The following is a 15,301-nucleotide window of genomic DNA, read 5'->3' as shown; positions in this document are numbered from 1 at the left end:
CTTCGACGAATTCACTCTCCGGTTGCCGCATTGCGGCCGGTTCATCGGAAAGAGTGAAGCCCGCGGAGGATTCGTAGCTTGATTACATCGTCCTCGTTATCGGCAGTGCGGCCCGAGGCTGGGCCGCATTGTCAATGAGGAGGAACGATGATCAAGAAGGTTGTCGCCGTCGCGGCCGCCACCGGTGGTCTGGTGATGGCAGGTGCGGGTCTGGCTGCCGCCGACGCGGGCGCCCAGGGCGCCGCGCTGCGGTCCCCCGGTGTGGTTTCCGGCAACGTGATCCAGGCTCCGGTGAACACGCCGGCGAATGTCTGTGGCAACACGATCAACGTGATCGGGCTGCTGAACCCCGCCATGGGCAACACCTGCATCAACAAGTGACGTTGCGTCACCCTTCTTAGCCGCCGCTCAGGGCGGCGTCATCTCGCGCGGTCCCGGAGTGAGCGTCAGCGCCCCGGGGCCGCGCGGCATAGCGCACGCGGGCGATCCGGCCCGTGTGGGTTTTCGGCACGACGCAATGCAAGGAAGCGCATGCGACAGGTTGCGAAGAAAAGTCTGATGACGGTTGCCGCGGCGGGCAGCGTGCTCGCCGCCAGCGCCGGTTACGCATACGCCACGGGCCCGGGCGGCGCCCAGGGCGCCGCGGTGAATTCGCCGGGTGTGGCCTCCGGTAATTCCATTCAGGTGCCGGTGAACGCGCCGGTGAACGCCTGCGGCAACACCGTCAATGTGGTCGGTGCGCTCAACCCCGCGTCCGGCAACACCTGTGTCAACCACGGCGGTGGCGGAAAGCACCACGGCGGTTCGCACCACGGCGGCTCGTACCAGGGCGGCGGCAGCTCGGCGAAGGGCGGCGCGCACCACTCTCCGGGAGTCGCCTCCGGCAACCAGGTCCAGGTGCCGGTGAACGCCCCGGTGAACATCTGTGGCAACACCGTCAACGCCCCGGGGCTCGGCAACCCGGCGGCCGGTAACAGCTGCCTCAACGTCGGCGGGCACGGCCACGGGCCGCAGCAGCCCGGTGGACACACCCCGGGCAAGCCGGGCAAGCCGGGGCCGGAGGAGCCGGGCAAGCCGGGTGAGCCGGGCAAGCCGGGCAAGCCGGGCAAGCCCGGCGGTGAGCAGCCGGGCGGCGAGAAGCCCGGTCCCCAGAAGCCGGGCCAGGAGAAGCCGGGTGAGGACAAGCCTGGTGAGGACAAGCCGGGTCCCGAGGAGAAGCCCGAGGGTCAGAAGCCCGAGGGTCAGAAGCCTGAGGGTCAGAAGCCTGAGGGTCAGAAGCCCGAGGGCCACAAGCCCCCGATGACCGAGGTGAAGGGCGGCGGCCACATCGGCACGCCGGTGGACGACTCGTCCGTCTTCGGCGCGGCCCCCGGCCCCGCCGCGCACATCGTGGGCAAGGACCGGCTGGCGTCCACCGGTGCCGGCCCGCTGGAGATGGTGATCCCGGCAAGCGCGGGGATGCTGCTCGCGGGCGCCGTGCTCTACCGCCGGTCTCGCGCCGGGCAGCACTGAGGAAACGGCCGGCCCCGTCAAACCGGCCGGCCGGATCCACCGGCCGCCGCCATGAGCGATCGGCCTGATGAGGCGTACGTGGCCTGATCCGCGCGTGGCCTGATTCATACCGAGCGGGCTCCATACGGGGCCCGCTCTGTACGTGCGCTCCGCGCGCTCTACGTGGCGCTCTGTGCGCTCTGGGCGCGCCGGGTGTGGAACGCGCGCTCCCGTGGTTCGCGGTGGCGCGGAAGGACACCTCGGCGCGCCGGACGGTGGCGGCGCCCGCCGTACGTCCGCCGGTGCCCGGTCCGTCCGGCACCCGCCGGGCCCGCTGCCACGTCGGGTGCCCTCGGTCCTCGGGGCCCCGGCTCCGGCTCGTGACCGCTTATCGGGAGCCGTTGCTCACCAGGTGGCGCGGATCTGGCGGATGATGCGGCGGCGCAGCCGCACTCTGCGGCTCCCGTCGGGATTCAGTCGTAGTCGGTCCAACTCCCAGTGTCCGTACTCGGCATGGTCGGTCAGCAGACGGGTCGTGGCCTTGCGGGAGACTCCCCGCGGCACATACACATCACAGAATTCGTATTCCGGCATCGCAATCTATTGTGCGGGAACTGCCCTGATACGGATAGCGTCTGCACTATGTCTGATGCTGCGCAGCCATCCGCTGCCGAGGTACGCGCCGCCGCTGAGGCCGTGAAAGCCGCTCTGGACCGCCACCTCGACGCCGTCGAACGCCGGTCGGGCGAGGACGACCCGGTCGTCTACGCGGCGTTCAACGACCTGGCCGCGGCAGCCGAGGCGTACGACGAACTGCTCTACGACACCTACGACGAGGTCACCCCGTTCGAGATCCCGGCCGAGGAGGGCATGCCCGCCTACGCCGGACCGGAGGAGCCGACCGCCCTGAGCCTGCTGATCCGCCGGGACTACGCGGTCGTCGAGCCGCAGCGCCTGCTCTCCCAGGCGCGCCGGGTCACCGACCTGGACCCGGACTCCGCGCCCGGGAACGGAACGAACCGCACCGCCGCGGGTGGTGCCGGCGACAGCGTCCATGCCGCTCTCGGAGTGCTCTTCGGCGAGTACGAACCGGATGAGATCGCCACCCGACACAAGGAGTTCGGCCTCGCGGAGGGCGACTCCACGCTGTGGGTGACCGCCGCCGACGAGCTCGCGGAGCCGGGGGAGTGGCTGGAGGCCCCCTTCGACCAGGCCGACCCGCAGCGGCTCGTCTGCCGCTTCGACGTCAGCGAGGTCTTCGACCAGGACCTCGACGAGGACGACATCCGAGTCGGCGGGGTCGAAGTCGAGGTCGAAGACGACGAGGACGAGGGCGAGGCCGACGACGTCGACGAGGCCGACGAGGACGAGCTGGAAGTGCTCGGCCCCGAGAACTGACCCGGCGGCGCGGCCGGTGTCGGCTGTCGGGGCCCGGCCCCGGGTCGCTGTGGGAGGGGCGCCGCGGGGCGGTGGCGTAGCGATGGCCCGCCGACAGCGAGCCGCGGTGGGGCGGGCTGCCAGGCCAGTACCGGCGTCCGCCGTCGGGCCCGGCCCGCGCGCCCCAGGAGGGCGCGGTCTGGTCGCGGTACGGTCGGAGGGCCGGGAGCGGGCCGAGGTGGGCCGAGGTCGGGTGCCCCTGGCCGGCCGGGGACAGGCTGCGTGGGTCCGTCGGCCGTGGCCCGGCTACGTGGGGGCGAACTGACCGCCGCGAGACGGACGACGCGTCCCGCGGCGGCGCGCGGTCAGTCGGAGGTCGGCGCCTGCGCCTCCAGCAACGATCGCAGTCGGGTGGTCCGCTCCTTGGCCGGGATGCGCGTCACCGCGTTCGGCAGGGCGTCGTCAGCGCCGTGCACCACCGACAGATGGCGCTCGCCGCGACCGAAGGCGGTGTAGACCCAGGCCCGGGTGAGCGCCGCCGTGGCGTCGCCCGGCAGCACGACGACCACGGCCGGCCAGCGTGATCCGGCCGCCTGGTGCGCGGTGACGGCCCAGCCGTGCCGCACGGTCTCGGCGACCCGCTCGCGCGGGATGACGACCGCCGTCCCCGCGCAGTCCAGATGGAGACCCTCGGCGTCCGCCGAGGTCACGGTGGCGAGCACCATCCGGCCGGGCGCCGGCACGTAGGCCACCCGGTCGCCCGGGTCGAAGCCGCCGAACCGGCCGGGGCCCGGGTTCAACCGCTCCTTGAGCGCCGCGTTCAACGCGCGCGTCCCGGCGGCGCCGCCGTGGCCGGGGGTGATCACTTGCACCTGCTCCGCCGGCACCCCGATCACCCGCGGCACCGAGTCCGCGACCAGCTGCACGGTGCGGTGCACGGCCTCCCCGGCGTCGCGCACCGGCACGATCACGACCTCCTTGTGGGGGGCCTCGACCTGGTTCAGCTCGCCGATGCCGATGCCGGAGACCAGCTCGCCGATCGGGCCGGGGTCCGGGGTGCGGGAGACCACCTGCGGGCAGCAGCGGGCGGCCAGCAGATCGGCGAAGACCCGGCCGGGGCCGGCCGACCACAGCACCCCCGGATCACCGCTGAGCACCAGACGGGCGCCGTCCGGGAGCGACTCGACCAGCATCGCCGCCGTCTCGACATCGAGCTGCGGGGCGTCCAACACGACCAGCAGGTCGAGGGCGAGCGCGCCCTCCTCGTCCCGGCCCGGGCCCTCGTGACCCGAGAGCAGCCCGGCGACGGTGACCGCCGCCGCTCCGCTGCCGGCGTCCCCGCCGTCGGGGGCCGCGCCGCCCGCCTCCCCGATGCCCCCCGCGGCACGCGTGTCGGCCGCACCGGTGGCGTCAGCCGGCCCGGCCGCCGACGGTGCCGCCAGCCGGCGCCGCCCGTCCTCGCTGTGTGTCGCCGCGTACGCCCGCAGTCCCAGCGCCCGCGCGGCGCCGACCAGCGCGGCGGGCTCGGCCCGCGCTGCCTCGCCGCCGCTGTGGGCGACCAGCCCATGGCCGGCCACGGTACGGATCAGCTCGGCGGCCGAGGGGGAGGGCGCCGCGGCGGCGGCGCCTTCCCAGTCCGGCTTCGCCGCGACGTCGCCCGGCGGCTCTGCCGAGCCGTCCTGCCGGTCCGCCGCGCCGACGGCCTGCTCGAAGGTGTTGGTCAGCCGGGCGAGACCGTCGGCGAGGCTCTCCTCCGCCAGCGCGTACCGATCCAGGCCGAGCAGGATCCGCACCGGCGGCTCGCTCTCGCCGCCCTCATCGTCCTCGCCCCCACCACGACCGGTGGCCGCCGCGCCCGGCCGGCCGCCGCCGGGCGTCTCCAGCGCGTCCTGGAAGACGAGCACGGCGCCGTCCCCGATCGCCGTGCGCAGCGCCTCCTCCGGGTCGGGCACGGACTGCCGGGCCAACGCCTCGCGCACGGCGGTGGCCGTCAGCGCGGTGTGCCCTTCCAGCGCCGCCCGCTCCAGCAGCCAGGTGATCAGGGCCTGGGAGCGCCGTGCGTCGCCCGGGCCGCAGGCGGAGCCGAGCAGCGCCCGCGCGAAGCCGTCGGCCTGCTCCGGTCGCACCCCGGGGACGCCCAGCAGCAGCCACGGATCGGCCCGCAGGGCGTCCGCCGCCTGCTCGCCGAGCGTCTCGACCACCGGTCCGGCCAGCTGCGCCGGGGCGCCGCCCGCGGCCAACACCTCGCGCACCCCGGCGGTGTCGGCGAGCGAGGCCGCGGGCCGGGGCGCGCCCGGCGCCACACCGCCGACGGCCGGGCGGGCCGGGCCTGCGGTGTCGTCCCGCCGTGCCCCGGCGGGAGCGGGTCCGGCGGCGACTCCGGAGGGCGCCTCCCGCCTCGCCTGCGCCGCACGCGGCGTCGCGGAGGGGGCAGGAGCCGACGCCCGCTCCGTGAAGAACGACGCGGCCGAGCGCTCGCCGCTCTCCACCGCCCGTACGGCGGCCGCCAACGCCTCCGCGGCGGCGCTCCGCTTTCGGCCGCTTCCGGTCTGCGCCCCTGTGTCCGCCCGCGGCCGCTCCGCCTCACGCGCGGCCCCCGGCGCGCCCGCGACCGGCCGGGCGCCTTCTCCGGGGCCTTCCGCGTGCGCGTCCCCGGTCCCGGTTCCCGCCCCGGTTCCCGCCCCGGTTCCGGCCCCGGTCCCGGTTTCCGCCTCGGTTCCGGCCCCAGCCCCAGCCCCGGTCCCGGTCCCGGTCTCCGTGTCAGGCTGCCCCGACTCCCCTGTGGCGTCCGCGCGAGCCGCCCCCGAGGCGTCCGCGCGCGCGTCCTCGGCGGGCTTCCTGGTGCTGGCGTCGGACGACGTGTCGTCGGCCTCTGGAGCGGCTTCCGCGCCAGGCTCGTCGGACTCCCCGCCGGCATCCGAGCGAGCCGTTCCCGAGACCTCCGCGTCGGCGTACCCCGCGGCCTCCGCGTCGACTTCCCCCGCCCCGGAAGAGCCGGCGGTCCCGGCTGTCTCCCCGTGAGGCTCCGCTTCCCCGGAGGTTTCCGCCGGGGTGGCCGTGAGTGCCTTCTCGGCGGCGTCCGCGGCGGAGTCCCCGGGGGCGTCCGGCCCGGCGGGGGGGTCCGCGGGGACGCCGGCCTCGCGGGTGGGTGCCTCCTCGGGGGCCTCCTCGGGCGCGGTGGCGGCGTCGCCGGCGAGGCGGTCGGTGCTCACAGGGTGCTCCAGTCCTGATCGGGGTAGCGGTGCACGGGCGCGGAGACGTCGTCGAGCGCCTGGCAGATCTCGTGGGGAAGACTAAGCGCCTCCGCTGACAACGCCGCTCTGAGCTGCTGCGCGTTGCGGGCGCCGACGATGGGCGCGGTGACCCCGGGGCGGTCGCGCACCCAGGCGAGGGCGACCTGGAGCGGGGTGGTGGCGAGGCCGTCGGCCGCGGTGGTCACCGCGTCGACGATGCGGCCGGCCTCCTCGTCCAGATAGGGGGCGACGAAGGCGGCCAGCTGTTCGGAGGCACCGCGCGAGTCGGCCGGCGTCGCGTGCCGGTACTTGCCGGTCAGGACGCCGCGGCCCAGTGGCGAGGACGGCAGCAGCCCCAGGCCCAGGTCGAGCACGGCGGGGAGCACCTCCCGCTCGATGCCGCGCTGGAGCAGCGAGTACTCCATCTGCGTGCTGGCGAGCCGGGTCTGCGCGCCGGGCGAGGCCAGCTGCCAGGTGGCGGCCTTCGCCAGCTGCCAGCCGGAGAAGTTGGACACGCCGACATAGCGGGCCCGGCCGCTGCTGACCGCGATGTCCAGGGCCTGCAGGGTCTCTTCCAGCGGGGTGGCGGGGTCGAAGGCGTGCAGCTGCCAGAGGTCGACGTGGTCGGTGCCCAGCCGCTCCAACGAGGCGTCGAGGGCTTCCAGCAGGTGGCCGCGCGACGTGTCGAAGCGGCGGTCCGGGTCCGGGACGCTGCCCGCCTTGGTGGCGATCACCAGGTCCCGGCGCGGCACCAGGCCCTCCAGGAACTGACCCAGCAGGTACTCCGCGGCTCCGTCCGCGTAGACGTCCGCGGTGTCGACCAGCGTGCCGCCCGCCTCCCAGAAGGTCTTGAGCTGCTCGGCCGCGTCGTGTTCGTCCGTGTCCCGCCCCCAGGTGAGGGTGCCGAGGCCGAGCCGGGATACGCGCAGGCCCGTCCGGCCGAGGTGCCTTAGCTCCATGACCGTTGAGGTTACTGGGCGCTCGCACAGCGGTGGTGGCCTGTGGATAACCCCGGTGGGACACCCATGGACACCCGGTGGATAACCCGGTGGGACCCCGTTGAGACACCCGATGAGACACCTGGTGAGACCGGGTGCGACCGGCCCGGCGCCCGGCCCGTGGCCGACCTCCGGGGACTGCGGGCGGGCGACCCCTGCCGGATCCGCATGGCGCGCGCTAGAGTCCCGGAAACGGGACGTTACTGATCGGTAAATCGCTGAAGCGGTGAGAGGGAGCGGCATGAAGCTCGGAATCAACCTCGGGTACTGGGGCGCCGGAATGGACGCGGACAACCTCGCGGTCGCCCAGGAGGCGGACCGGCTCGGCTACGACGTCTGCTGGGCCGCCGAGGCCTATGGTTCCGACGCGCCCACGGTGCTGTCCTGGGTGGCCGCCAAGACCGAGCGGATCGACGTCGGCTCCGCGATCTTCCAGATCCCGGCCCGTACGCCCGCGATGACCGCCATGACCGCCGCCACCCTGGACACGCTCTCCGGAGGCCGCTTCCGCCTCGGCCTCGGCGTCTCCGGCCCGCAGGTCTCCGAGGGTTGGTACGGGGTCAAGTTCGACAAGCCGCTGGCCCGCACCCGCGAGTACGTGGAGATCGTCCGCAAGGCGATGTCGCGCGAGCGGCTGACCCACGAGGGCGCGCACTGGACCCTTCCGCTGCCCGACGGCCCGGGCAAGGCGCTCAAGCTCACCGTGCACCCGGTGCGCGAGCACATCCCGCTGTACATCGCCGCCATCGGGCCGAAGAACCTGGAGCAGACCGGCGAGATCGCCGACGGCGCCCTGGTCATCTTCTTCGCCCCCGAGCACGCGGAGGAGACCACGCTCGGCTCGCTCCGCGCGGGCCGCGCCAAGGCCGGGAAGACCCTGGAGGGCTTCGACCTGGTCCCCACCGTGCCGCTGGCCATCGGCGACGACGTGCACGCGCTGGCCGACCACTTCCGCCCGTACACCGCGCTGTACGTGGGCGGCATGGGCAGCGCCAAGCAGAACTTCTACAACAGGCTGGCGCAGCGCATGGGCTACGAGAAGGAGGCGGCCGAGATCCAGGAGAAGTACCTCTCCGGTGACAAGGCGGGGGCCGCCGCCGCCATCCCGCACCAGCTGATCGACTCGACCACGCTGCTCGGCTCGGTCGAGCGGGTCGCCGATCGGATGCAGGCGTACGCCGAGGCCGGCGTCACCACCCTGTCCCTGACGCCGGCCGGCTTCACGCTCGACGAGCGGATCGCGGGCCTGCGCGCGGGCGTGGCGGCGCTGGAGCGCGCCGGGCTGGCGTAACGGCTCACGACAGTACGGACCGCGTACGCGGCGGGCCACACATGTGCGCCGGCGTGTGGGGTGCCGGACCCAAGGGTCCGGCACCCCACACGCCATGCCGCGGACCTCGCAGCCGTGGTGGGGGCTCGGGGGGCCTCCCCGCCACGGCCGTCACGGCGGCCGTCACGGAGCACAACGCCCCGGACGCCCCGCGGTTACGCCCCCGCACAACCCTCACCACCTCACCCCACCGGCCGCGCGCCCCATGGGCGTCATTCGTTCGGTCCACTCACGGCCCCCACCTGTTGCCCCTTGAGATATCCGGCATTTGACTATTTCTTTGCGGATGTCGTGCACGGAGGTGGCAGCATGTTCTCGGCGAAAAGCCTGTTCCAGGAGATCCTCGACAACGACGAGGCCTTCCAGCTCTTCTGCTCCATAGCCGCCAGCGGCGAAGCGCAGGGCGGCTGGGAGAACGGCCGGATCGCGGCGCTGGTCCCGGAGAGCCAGCGCGACCTGGCGCCCAAGATCACTCGGCATGGCGCCGACGAGGACAAGCACGGCCGCATCTTCAACGCGCTGCTGCGCAAGCGCGATCTGGAGCCGGTCGAGGTACCGCGCGAGACCGACTACACCATGCTGCTGGAGACTCACGGCATCGGGCTGGCCCATGACAAGCTGCGCCGCGACGAGCCGCTGACCGAGCGGGACATCGTCACGTACCTCTCGCACAGTCGGGTCACCGAGCAGCGCGCCGCCGACCAGATGGTGATGTTGCGGAAGTCCTTCGGCGACCACCCCGACGTGGGTCGCGCGATCAGCATGATCGCCGGCGACGAGGACAACCACCTCGCCTACTGCCACGAGGAGCTGCTGCGGCTGGCGGCCGCCGGACACGGCCGGCTCATCCAGGCCACGCTCCGGGAGACCGCGCTGGCGGAGATCGTGATCTACCGGGACGTCAGCCTCGCCGTGATGGGGCACATGGCCGCCATCCTGCGCTGGCCACGGGCGAAGTCCGCGGTGCTCATGGCGGCCATCCGCGCGATGTACCTGGCCGAGCGGGCCGGCGGCTGGCGGCGGATGGTCACCCTCCGGATGCCCGAACGGCGCAACGCGCTGGGCGGCACGGCGACGACCGCGCCCGAGTTCGCCTGACCGGGGAGGACCCGGGAGCGCCCGCGAGCCCCCCCGGGCGGACGGGGGTCTCCGTGCGGCCCGGGACCCTTCTCCGGGCTCTCGGGTCCCGAGCTCTCGCGGCCTCGCGGCCCGCGGCCCCGCGCGGGGCCCGGGAGCACCGTCGAGCGGTACGGGACGGTCGCCCCGGAGTGGGCCGGGCCGGCTACAGCCAGCCGCGCCGCTTGAAGAACCGGTACAGCAGGGCGACGATGCCGACCATGATCAGAACGACCGCCGGATAGCCCCAGGACTCCGTCAACTCGGGCATGTGCTCGAAGTTCATGCCGTAGATCCCGGCGATCATCGTCGGAACCGCGATCATGGCCGCCCAGGCGGAGATCTTCCGCACGTCGTCGTTCTGTCGCACGCCCATCTGGGCGAGATGGGCGGAGAGGATGTCCGACAGCAGCCGGTCCAGCCCCTCCACATGCTCGTTGGCACGGGTCAGATGGTCGTTGACGTCGCGGAAGAACGGCCGCGAGCCCGTGTGGACGAAGGGCACCCCGGCGCCCGCGAGCCGCGCCATCGGTTCGGTCAGCGGGCCCGCCGCCCGGCGGAACTCGAGCACCTGGCGCTTGAAGGAGTAGATCCGCCCGGCCGTGCGACGGGTGCTGCCGGTCTCCGGGGCGAAGACCTCCGCCTCCAGCTCGTCCAGGTCGATGTGGAGGTCGTCGGCGACCTCCAGATAGTGGTCCACCACCGCGTCCGACACGGCGTACATCACGGCTGTCGGGCCGTGCTTCAGCACCTCGGGGCTGCGCTCCAGCCGCGCCCGCACCGCGCTCAGCGGGTTGGCCTCGCCGTGCCGGACGCTCACCACGAAGGAGTCGCCGACGAAGAGCATCAGCTCACCGGCCGTGACCGCGCTGTACCGCTCCTCGTACAGCAGCGGTTTGAGTACGAGGAACAGCGAGTCGTCATAGATCTCCAGCTTGGGCCGCTGGTGGGCGGAGAGCGCGTCCTCCACGGCCAGCGGATGCAGCCCGAACTCGCTGGTGACCCGCGCGAACTCCTCCTCGGTCGGCTCGTACAGGCCGATCCACAGGAAGGCGTTGCCGGCCGCGCGGGCCCGCTCCAGCGCGTCGGAGAAGTCCTCCGGACCCTCGGTGCGGCGCCCGTCCTGATAGATGGCGCAGTCCACGATCACGTCGCGCATTCTTCTCTTCTTGAGGCCGGAGCGCATGTCTTCTTGGGGCCGGAGCGCAGGGCGAAGGCCCCGTGAGCCCCCGGTCGCCGCGCGGGCGGCGGCTCGTCGCGCCGCGTCCCCGCGCGGAACCCCGGCCGTCGTCCGCGCTGCCCCGCGCGGGCTCGGGTGTCGTCACCGGCACGCCGCGCGTGCGGTCGTCGCAACCCGTCGCCCAGCGCGGGCGGCCGGTCGTACCCGTCGCGCCCCGCGCGGGGCGCGGTCGTCGCGCGTCGCTCCCGGCGCGGCCTGGCGCGGTGGGTCGGCCGTCCCGGGCCGGTCGAGGCGACCGGTCACGGGTCTCCCATGCCGCCCCTTCGCGGTACTCCGGCTGGCCGTAGGCTGGCAGGCATGCCCACGCTGATCCTCCTCAGGCACGGCCGGTCCACCGCCAACACCGCGGGGGTGCTCGCGGGATGGACGCCCGGCGTCTCGCTCGACGAGCGCGGCGCGGCCCAGGCGGCGACGCTGCCCGGCCGGCTCGCGGACATCCCACTGGCGGCCGTCGTCACCAGTCCCCTCCAGCGCTGCCGCGAGACCCTTGTGCCGCTGCTCGCCGCCCGGCCCGAGGTGCCGCTGCACACGGATGAGCGGATCGGGGAGTGCCACTACGGCGACTGGTCGGGCCGCAAGCTCAAGGAGCTGGCCGACGACCCGCTGATGGACGTCGTGCAGCGGTACCCGTCCGGCGCCGCGTTCCCGGGCGGCGAGTCGCTCCGGGCGATGCAGGACCGCGCGGTGGTGGCCGTGCGGGACTGGAACGCGCGGGTGGAGGCCGAGCACGGCGCCGACGCCGTCTATCTGATGTGCTCGCACGGCGACATCATCAAGTCCCTGGTGGCCGACGCGCTCGGGCTGCACCTCGACCTCTTCCAGCGCATCGCCGTCGACCCCTGCTCGATCACCGCGATCCGATACACCGCGCTGCGGCCCTTCCTGGTGCGGCTGGGCGACACCGGCGACCTCGGCGGACTGGCGCCGAGCGCGGGCACGCTGGAGGGGCGGCAGGGTCGCCCGGGGCAGGAGGGACAGGCGACGGTGGGAGGTGGCGCGGGAGCGCCGTGATCTCCCTGCGCAGTAGGGTGGTCGAACACCACGAAACAACGAACACCACCAACCCATCGAACGCCACGAACCAAATGGAGCAGGACGTTGTCCCGTCAGGTGTTCCTCTATGACCCGCCGGACCGCTTCGTCGCCGGTACGGTCGGGCTGCCTGGCCGCCGTACCTTTTTCCTGCAGGCGTCCGCGGGTGGCCGGACCACCAGCGTCGCCTTGGAGAAGACACAGGTCGCGGCGCTCGCCGAGCGCATCGACGAGCTGCTGGACGAGGTCCTGCGGCGCACCGGCGGCAATGCCGCCGTCCCCGCCGTCGCACCGGTCGAATTCACCGACACCGCCCCGCTGGACCTCCCCGTGGAGGAGGAGTTCCGGGTCGGCACCATGGCGCTCGCCTGGGACGGCGAGGAACAGCGCATGATCGTGGAGGCGCAGGCCCTGGTCGAGCTGGAGGCCGAGACCGAGGAGGACCTCGCCGCGGCCGAGGAGCGGCTGCTCCAGGACGAGGTGAACGGGCCCCCTATGCTGCGGGTGCGGCTCACCGGAGTGCAGGCCCGCGCGTTCGCCAAGCGCGCCCTGGAGGTCGTCAACGCCGGTCGGCCGCCCTGCCCGCTGTGCAGCCTGCCGCTCGACCCGGAGGGACACGTATGTCCGCGCCAGAACGGATACCGCCGCGGCGCCTGACGCCCCCGGACGATCCGCCCGGCGCGCCCACCCCGCGCGAGCTGCTCGTACGGGGCGAGCTGACCGTGCGCGGCCGGGTGACGGACGCCTCCAACGCGGTGCTGTACTGCACGGTCGAGTACCAGGGGCACAGCGCCGCCTGCGTCTACAAGCCGATCGCCGGCGAGCGACCGCTGTGGGACTTCCCCGACGGCACCCTCGCCCAGCGCGAGGTCGCGGCCTACGAGATCTCCGAGGCCACCGGCTGGGGCCTGGTGCCGCCGACCGTGCTGCGCGACGGCCCGTACGGGCGGGGCATGTGCCAGCTGTGGATCGAGCCCACCGCCGAGGACGCCACGCCCCCGCTGCTGGCCCTGGTGGAGGGCGAGGAGCCGGACCCGGGGTGGAAGGCCGTCGGCCTCGCCGAGGTGGGCGGCGGCCGCACCGCGCTGCTGGTCCACGCCGACGACGTGCGGCTGCGCAGGCTCGCCGTCCTGGACGCGGTGATCAACAACGGCGACCGCAAGGGCGGCCATCTGCTGCCGGCCGCCGACGGACGGGTCTACGCGATCGACCACGGGGTCACCTTCAACGCCGACGACAAGCTGCGCACCCTGCTGTGGGGCTGGGCCGGCGAGCCGCTGCCGGAGGAGGCGCTGGAGGTGCTGCGGCGGCTCGCCGCGCAACTGGCGGAGGGCGCCGCGCTGGCCCTCCGACTGGCCGAGCTGATCACAGCGGCGGAGATCGAGGCGCTACGGGCCCGAGTCGCGGAGCTGTTGCGCAGCGGCCTCCACCCGGAGCCGAGCGGCGAGTGGCCGCCCATACCGTGGCCGCCGGTGTGAGAGCGCGCTGAGCGCCCCCTGGAGGCGTCTGGGGGGTGTCACCCCCCGCCGTGCTGGCATATGCACAGCGGCCCCGCGTTCCGCAAGACCGCCTCTTCGGCCAACAGCAGCCATCCGGTTCGTATCCGGAACAGGCGTCCGGTTACGCTCATGACATGTATGCCTGGCCCGCTTCTGAGGTTCCCGCCCTGCCCGGCAGTGGCCGCGACCTGAGGATCCACGACACCGCGACCGGAGAGACGATCACCCTCGCCCCCGGTCCCGTCGCCCGTATCTACGTCTGCGGAATCACCCCGTACGACGCCACCCACATGGGGCACGCGGCGACCTACAACGCGTTCGACCTCGTTCAGCGCGTGTGGCTCGACACCAAGCGGCAGGTGCACTACGTCCAGAACGTCACCGACATCGACGACCCGCTGCTGGAGCGGGCCGCGGTGAACGACGACGACTGGACCGCCCTCGCCGAGCGCGAGACCGCCCTGTTCCGCGAGGACATGACCGCGCTGCGGATGCTCCCGCCCCGGCACTACATCGGCGCCGTCGAGGCGATTCCCGGGATCGTCCCGCTGGTGGAGCGACTGCGCGACCTGGGCGCCGCCTACGAACTCGAAGGCGACACCTACTTCTCCGTCGAGTCCGACCCCGCCTTCGGCGGCGTGTCGCGGCTGGACGCCGCGGCCATGCGGTTGCTCTCCGCCGAACGCGGCGGCGACCCCGACCGGCCCGGCAAGAAGAACCCGCTCGACCCGATGCTGTGGATGGCCGCCCGACCGGGCGAGCCGAGCTGGGACGGCGCCTCCCTCGGCCCCGGCCGCCCCGGCTGGCACATCGAGTGCGTGGCCATCGCCCTCGACCACCTCGGCATGGGCTTCGACGTCCAGGGCGGCGGCTCGGACCTGGCCTTCCCGCACCACGAGATGGGCGCCTCGCACGCCCAGGTGCTCACCGGCGAACACCCCTTCGCCAAGGCGTACGTACACGCCGGGATGGTCGCCCTCGACGGCGAGAAGATGTCCAAGTCCAAGGGCAACCTCGTCTTCGTCTCCGCGCTGCGCCGCCAGGGCGTGGACCCGGTGGCGATACGGCTCGCGCTGCTCGCCCACCACTACCGCTCGGACTGGGAGTGGACGGACGACGTGCTGACGGAGGCCCAGGCCCGCCTGGACCGCTGGCGCGCCGCCGTGTCCCGGCCCGACGGGCCGTCGGCCGACGCGCTCGTCGAGGAGATCCGCGAGGCGCTCGCCGACGACCTGAACGCCCCGGCCGCGCTCGCCGCGGTCGACCGCTGGGCCGAGACCCAGCGGACCACCGGCGGCACGGACATCGGCGCGCCCGGCCTGGTCTCGCGCGCCGTCGACGCGCTGCTGGGCGTCGCGCTGTAGGCCGTACCACCACCTCCGTACGACGTAGGGGGCGCTCCCGCGCGGGGGCGCCCCCTACGCATGGGTGGGGGCGCCCGAAGGGGCCCCGGGCCGGTCGGCCGGGACCGGTCGCCCCGGGTCGGTCTCGCCCCGGTCGGTCGCCCGAGCTGAGCGGCTCGCCCGGTGGGTCTGGGTAACCCGCGCGGTGGGTCTGGGCAGCTTGACCGGTGCGCCTGGGGCGGCGCGCCCGGCCGTCTGGCGGCGCGGCTCGCCGCGGAGGATGCGCCCGAGGCGGCCGGCGCGACCGCGCGGGCGGTGCCGTGCGTGACCCGCCGAGTGCCCGTCCGAGCCGAGACCGGCCGGCTTCGGGTGCCCAGGAAGCCGAGAGGGCCGTGGCACGGCCCCGCGCGGGCCGCCGTACGGAAGGCGACCACCCGCCCCACGCCGCACGGGCTCCCCGCCCGGGCGACCTCGCGCCAGCGGGCCGGCCCTCCCGGCTCCGTATCCGTGGCCGGGCCGCCGTCCGCCCGGCCTCGTGTCACCCGGATGGCCGCGGACGTGCCGCGCGGGGCGCGGCCGCCGTGGTGAGCTGGACGGTGCCCAAGCCGATGCCTTTGCCTGACGACCCGTTCGTCCGCTCGT

Annotated in this window: 13 protein-coding genes; 9 read left to right on the top strand and 4 right to left on the bottom strand. The window is 73.9% G+C overall.

Features of this window, described 5'->3' with window-relative positions; all coding sequences use genetic code 11:
• Window positions 1-147: 147 nt before the first annotated feature.
• Together CD790_RS21440 and CD790_RS36625 are read left to right on the top strand one after the other, a co-directional pair.
• The gene (locus CD790_RS21440; protein ID WP_144384933.1) at window positions 148-381 is read left to right on the top strand and encodes a chaplin; all 234 of its coding nucleotides are present in this window, start codon (window positions 148-150) and stop codon (window positions 379-381) included.
• Window positions 382-558: 177 nt separating this feature from the next.
• Window positions 559-1,512 (top strand): chaplin family protein, encoded by a 954-nt coding sequence (locus tag CD790_RS36625; protein ID WP_313956524.1) that lies wholly within the window; start codon window positions 559-561, stop codon window positions 1,510-1,512.
• A 384-nt stretch (window positions 1,513-1,896) separates the two neighbouring features.
• On the opposite strand, the gene CD790_RS21430 is transcribed toward CD790_RS36625, so the two are convergent.
• Window positions 1,897-2,085, bottom strand: a complete 189-nt coding sequence (locus CD790_RS21430; protein WP_144384931.1) for a DUF5703 family protein — start codon at window positions 2,083-2,085, stop codon at window positions 1,897-1,899.
• A 48-nt stretch (window positions 2,086-2,133) separates the two neighbouring features.
• On the opposite strand from CD790_RS21430, the gene CD790_RS21425 reads away from it, so the two are divergent.
• Window positions 2,134-2,889, top strand: a complete 756-nt coding sequence (locus CD790_RS21425; RefSeq protein WP_144384930.1) for a hypothetical protein — start codon at window positions 2,134-2,136, stop codon at window positions 2,887-2,889.
• A 344-nt stretch (window positions 2,890-3,233) separates the two neighbouring features.
• Here CD790_RS21425 and CD790_RS21420 read toward each other — a convergent pair whose 3' ends face one another.
• Both CD790_RS21420 and CD790_RS21415 read right to left on the bottom strand, forming a co-directional pair.
• The gene (locus tag CD790_RS21420) at window positions 3,234-6,080 is read right to left on the bottom strand and encodes a helix-hairpin-helix domain-containing protein (RefSeq protein WP_144384929.1); all 2,847 of its coding nucleotides are present in this window, start codon (window positions 6,078-6,080) and stop codon (window positions 3,234-3,236) included.
• The gene (locus tag CD790_RS21415) at window positions 6,077-7,060 is read right to left on the bottom strand and encodes an aldo/keto reductase (RefSeq protein WP_144384928.1); all 984 of its coding nucleotides are present in this window, start codon (window positions 7,058-7,060) and stop codon (window positions 6,077-6,079) included. The genes CD790_RS21420 and CD790_RS21415 overlap by 4 nt, the downstream gene beginning before the upstream one ends.
• A 280-nt stretch (window positions 7,061-7,340) precedes the next feature.
• Here CD790_RS21415 and CD790_RS21410 point away from each other — a divergent pair, with 280 nt between their 5' ends.
• Entirely contained in the window at window positions 7,341-8,390 is a 1,050-nt protein-coding gene (locus tag CD790_RS21410) for an LLM class F420-dependent oxidoreductase (RefSeq protein ID WP_144384927.1), read from the top strand.
• A gap of 348 nt (window positions 8,391-8,738) precedes the next feature.
• On the top strand, window positions 8,739-9,527 hold the full coding sequence (locus tag CD790_RS21405; RefSeq protein ID WP_144384926.1) for a ferritin-like domain-containing protein: 789 nt from the start codon (window positions 8,739-8,741) through the stop codon (window positions 9,525-9,527).
• A 184-nt stretch (window positions 9,528-9,711) separates the two neighbouring features.
• On the opposite strand, the gene corA is transcribed toward CD790_RS21405, so the two are convergent.
• Window positions 9,712-10,704, bottom strand: a complete 993-nt coding sequence (corA, locus tag CD790_RS21400) for a magnesium/cobalt transporter CorA (protein WP_144384925.1) — start codon at window positions 10,702-10,704, stop codon at window positions 9,712-9,714.
• Between the two features lie 378 nt (window positions 10,705-11,082).
• Between corA and CD790_RS21395 the strand changes: the two genes are divergently transcribed.
• The 4 genes from CD790_RS21395 (at window position 11,083) to mshC (ending at window position 14,680) form a co-directional block, all read left to right on the top strand.
• A complete protein-coding gene (locus tag CD790_RS21395; RefSeq protein WP_144384924.1) occupies window positions 11,083-11,796 on the top strand; it encodes a histidine phosphatase family protein in 714 nt (237 codons plus the stop codon).
• 87 nt (window positions 11,797-11,883) lie between these two features.
• Window positions 11,884-12,474 carry a DUF3090 domain-containing protein gene (locus CD790_RS21390; RefSeq protein WP_144384923.1) on the top strand — a complete coding sequence of 197 codons (591 nt, stop codon included), beginning with the start codon at window positions 11,884-11,886 and terminating at the stop codon, window positions 12,472-12,474.
• Entirely contained in the window at window positions 12,438-13,295 is an 858-nt protein-coding gene (locus tag CD790_RS21385; RefSeq protein ID WP_144384922.1) for an SCO1664 family protein, read from the top strand. Before CD790_RS21390 ends, CD790_RS21385 begins: the two co-directional genes overlap by 37 nt.
• A gap of 155 nt (window positions 13,296-13,450) precedes the next feature.
• Window positions 13,451-14,680: a cysteine--1-D-myo-inosityl 2-amino-2-deoxy-alpha-D-glucopyranoside ligase gene (gene mshC, locus CD790_RS21380; protein ID WP_144384921.1), complete on the top strand. Its 1,230-nt coding sequence runs from the start codon at window positions 13,451-13,453 to the stop codon at window positions 14,678-14,680.
• The last annotated feature ends 621 nt before the right edge of the window (window positions 14,681-15,301 follow it).

This window comes from Streptomyces sp. SAJ15 (genome assembly GCF_007595705.1).
Lineage (GTDB): Bacteria > Actinomycetota > Actinomycetes > Streptomycetales > Streptomycetaceae > Streptomyces.
The sequence above is the reverse complement of the archived record's forward strand: the minus strand, read 5'-3'. Positions and strand labels throughout refer to the sequence as shown.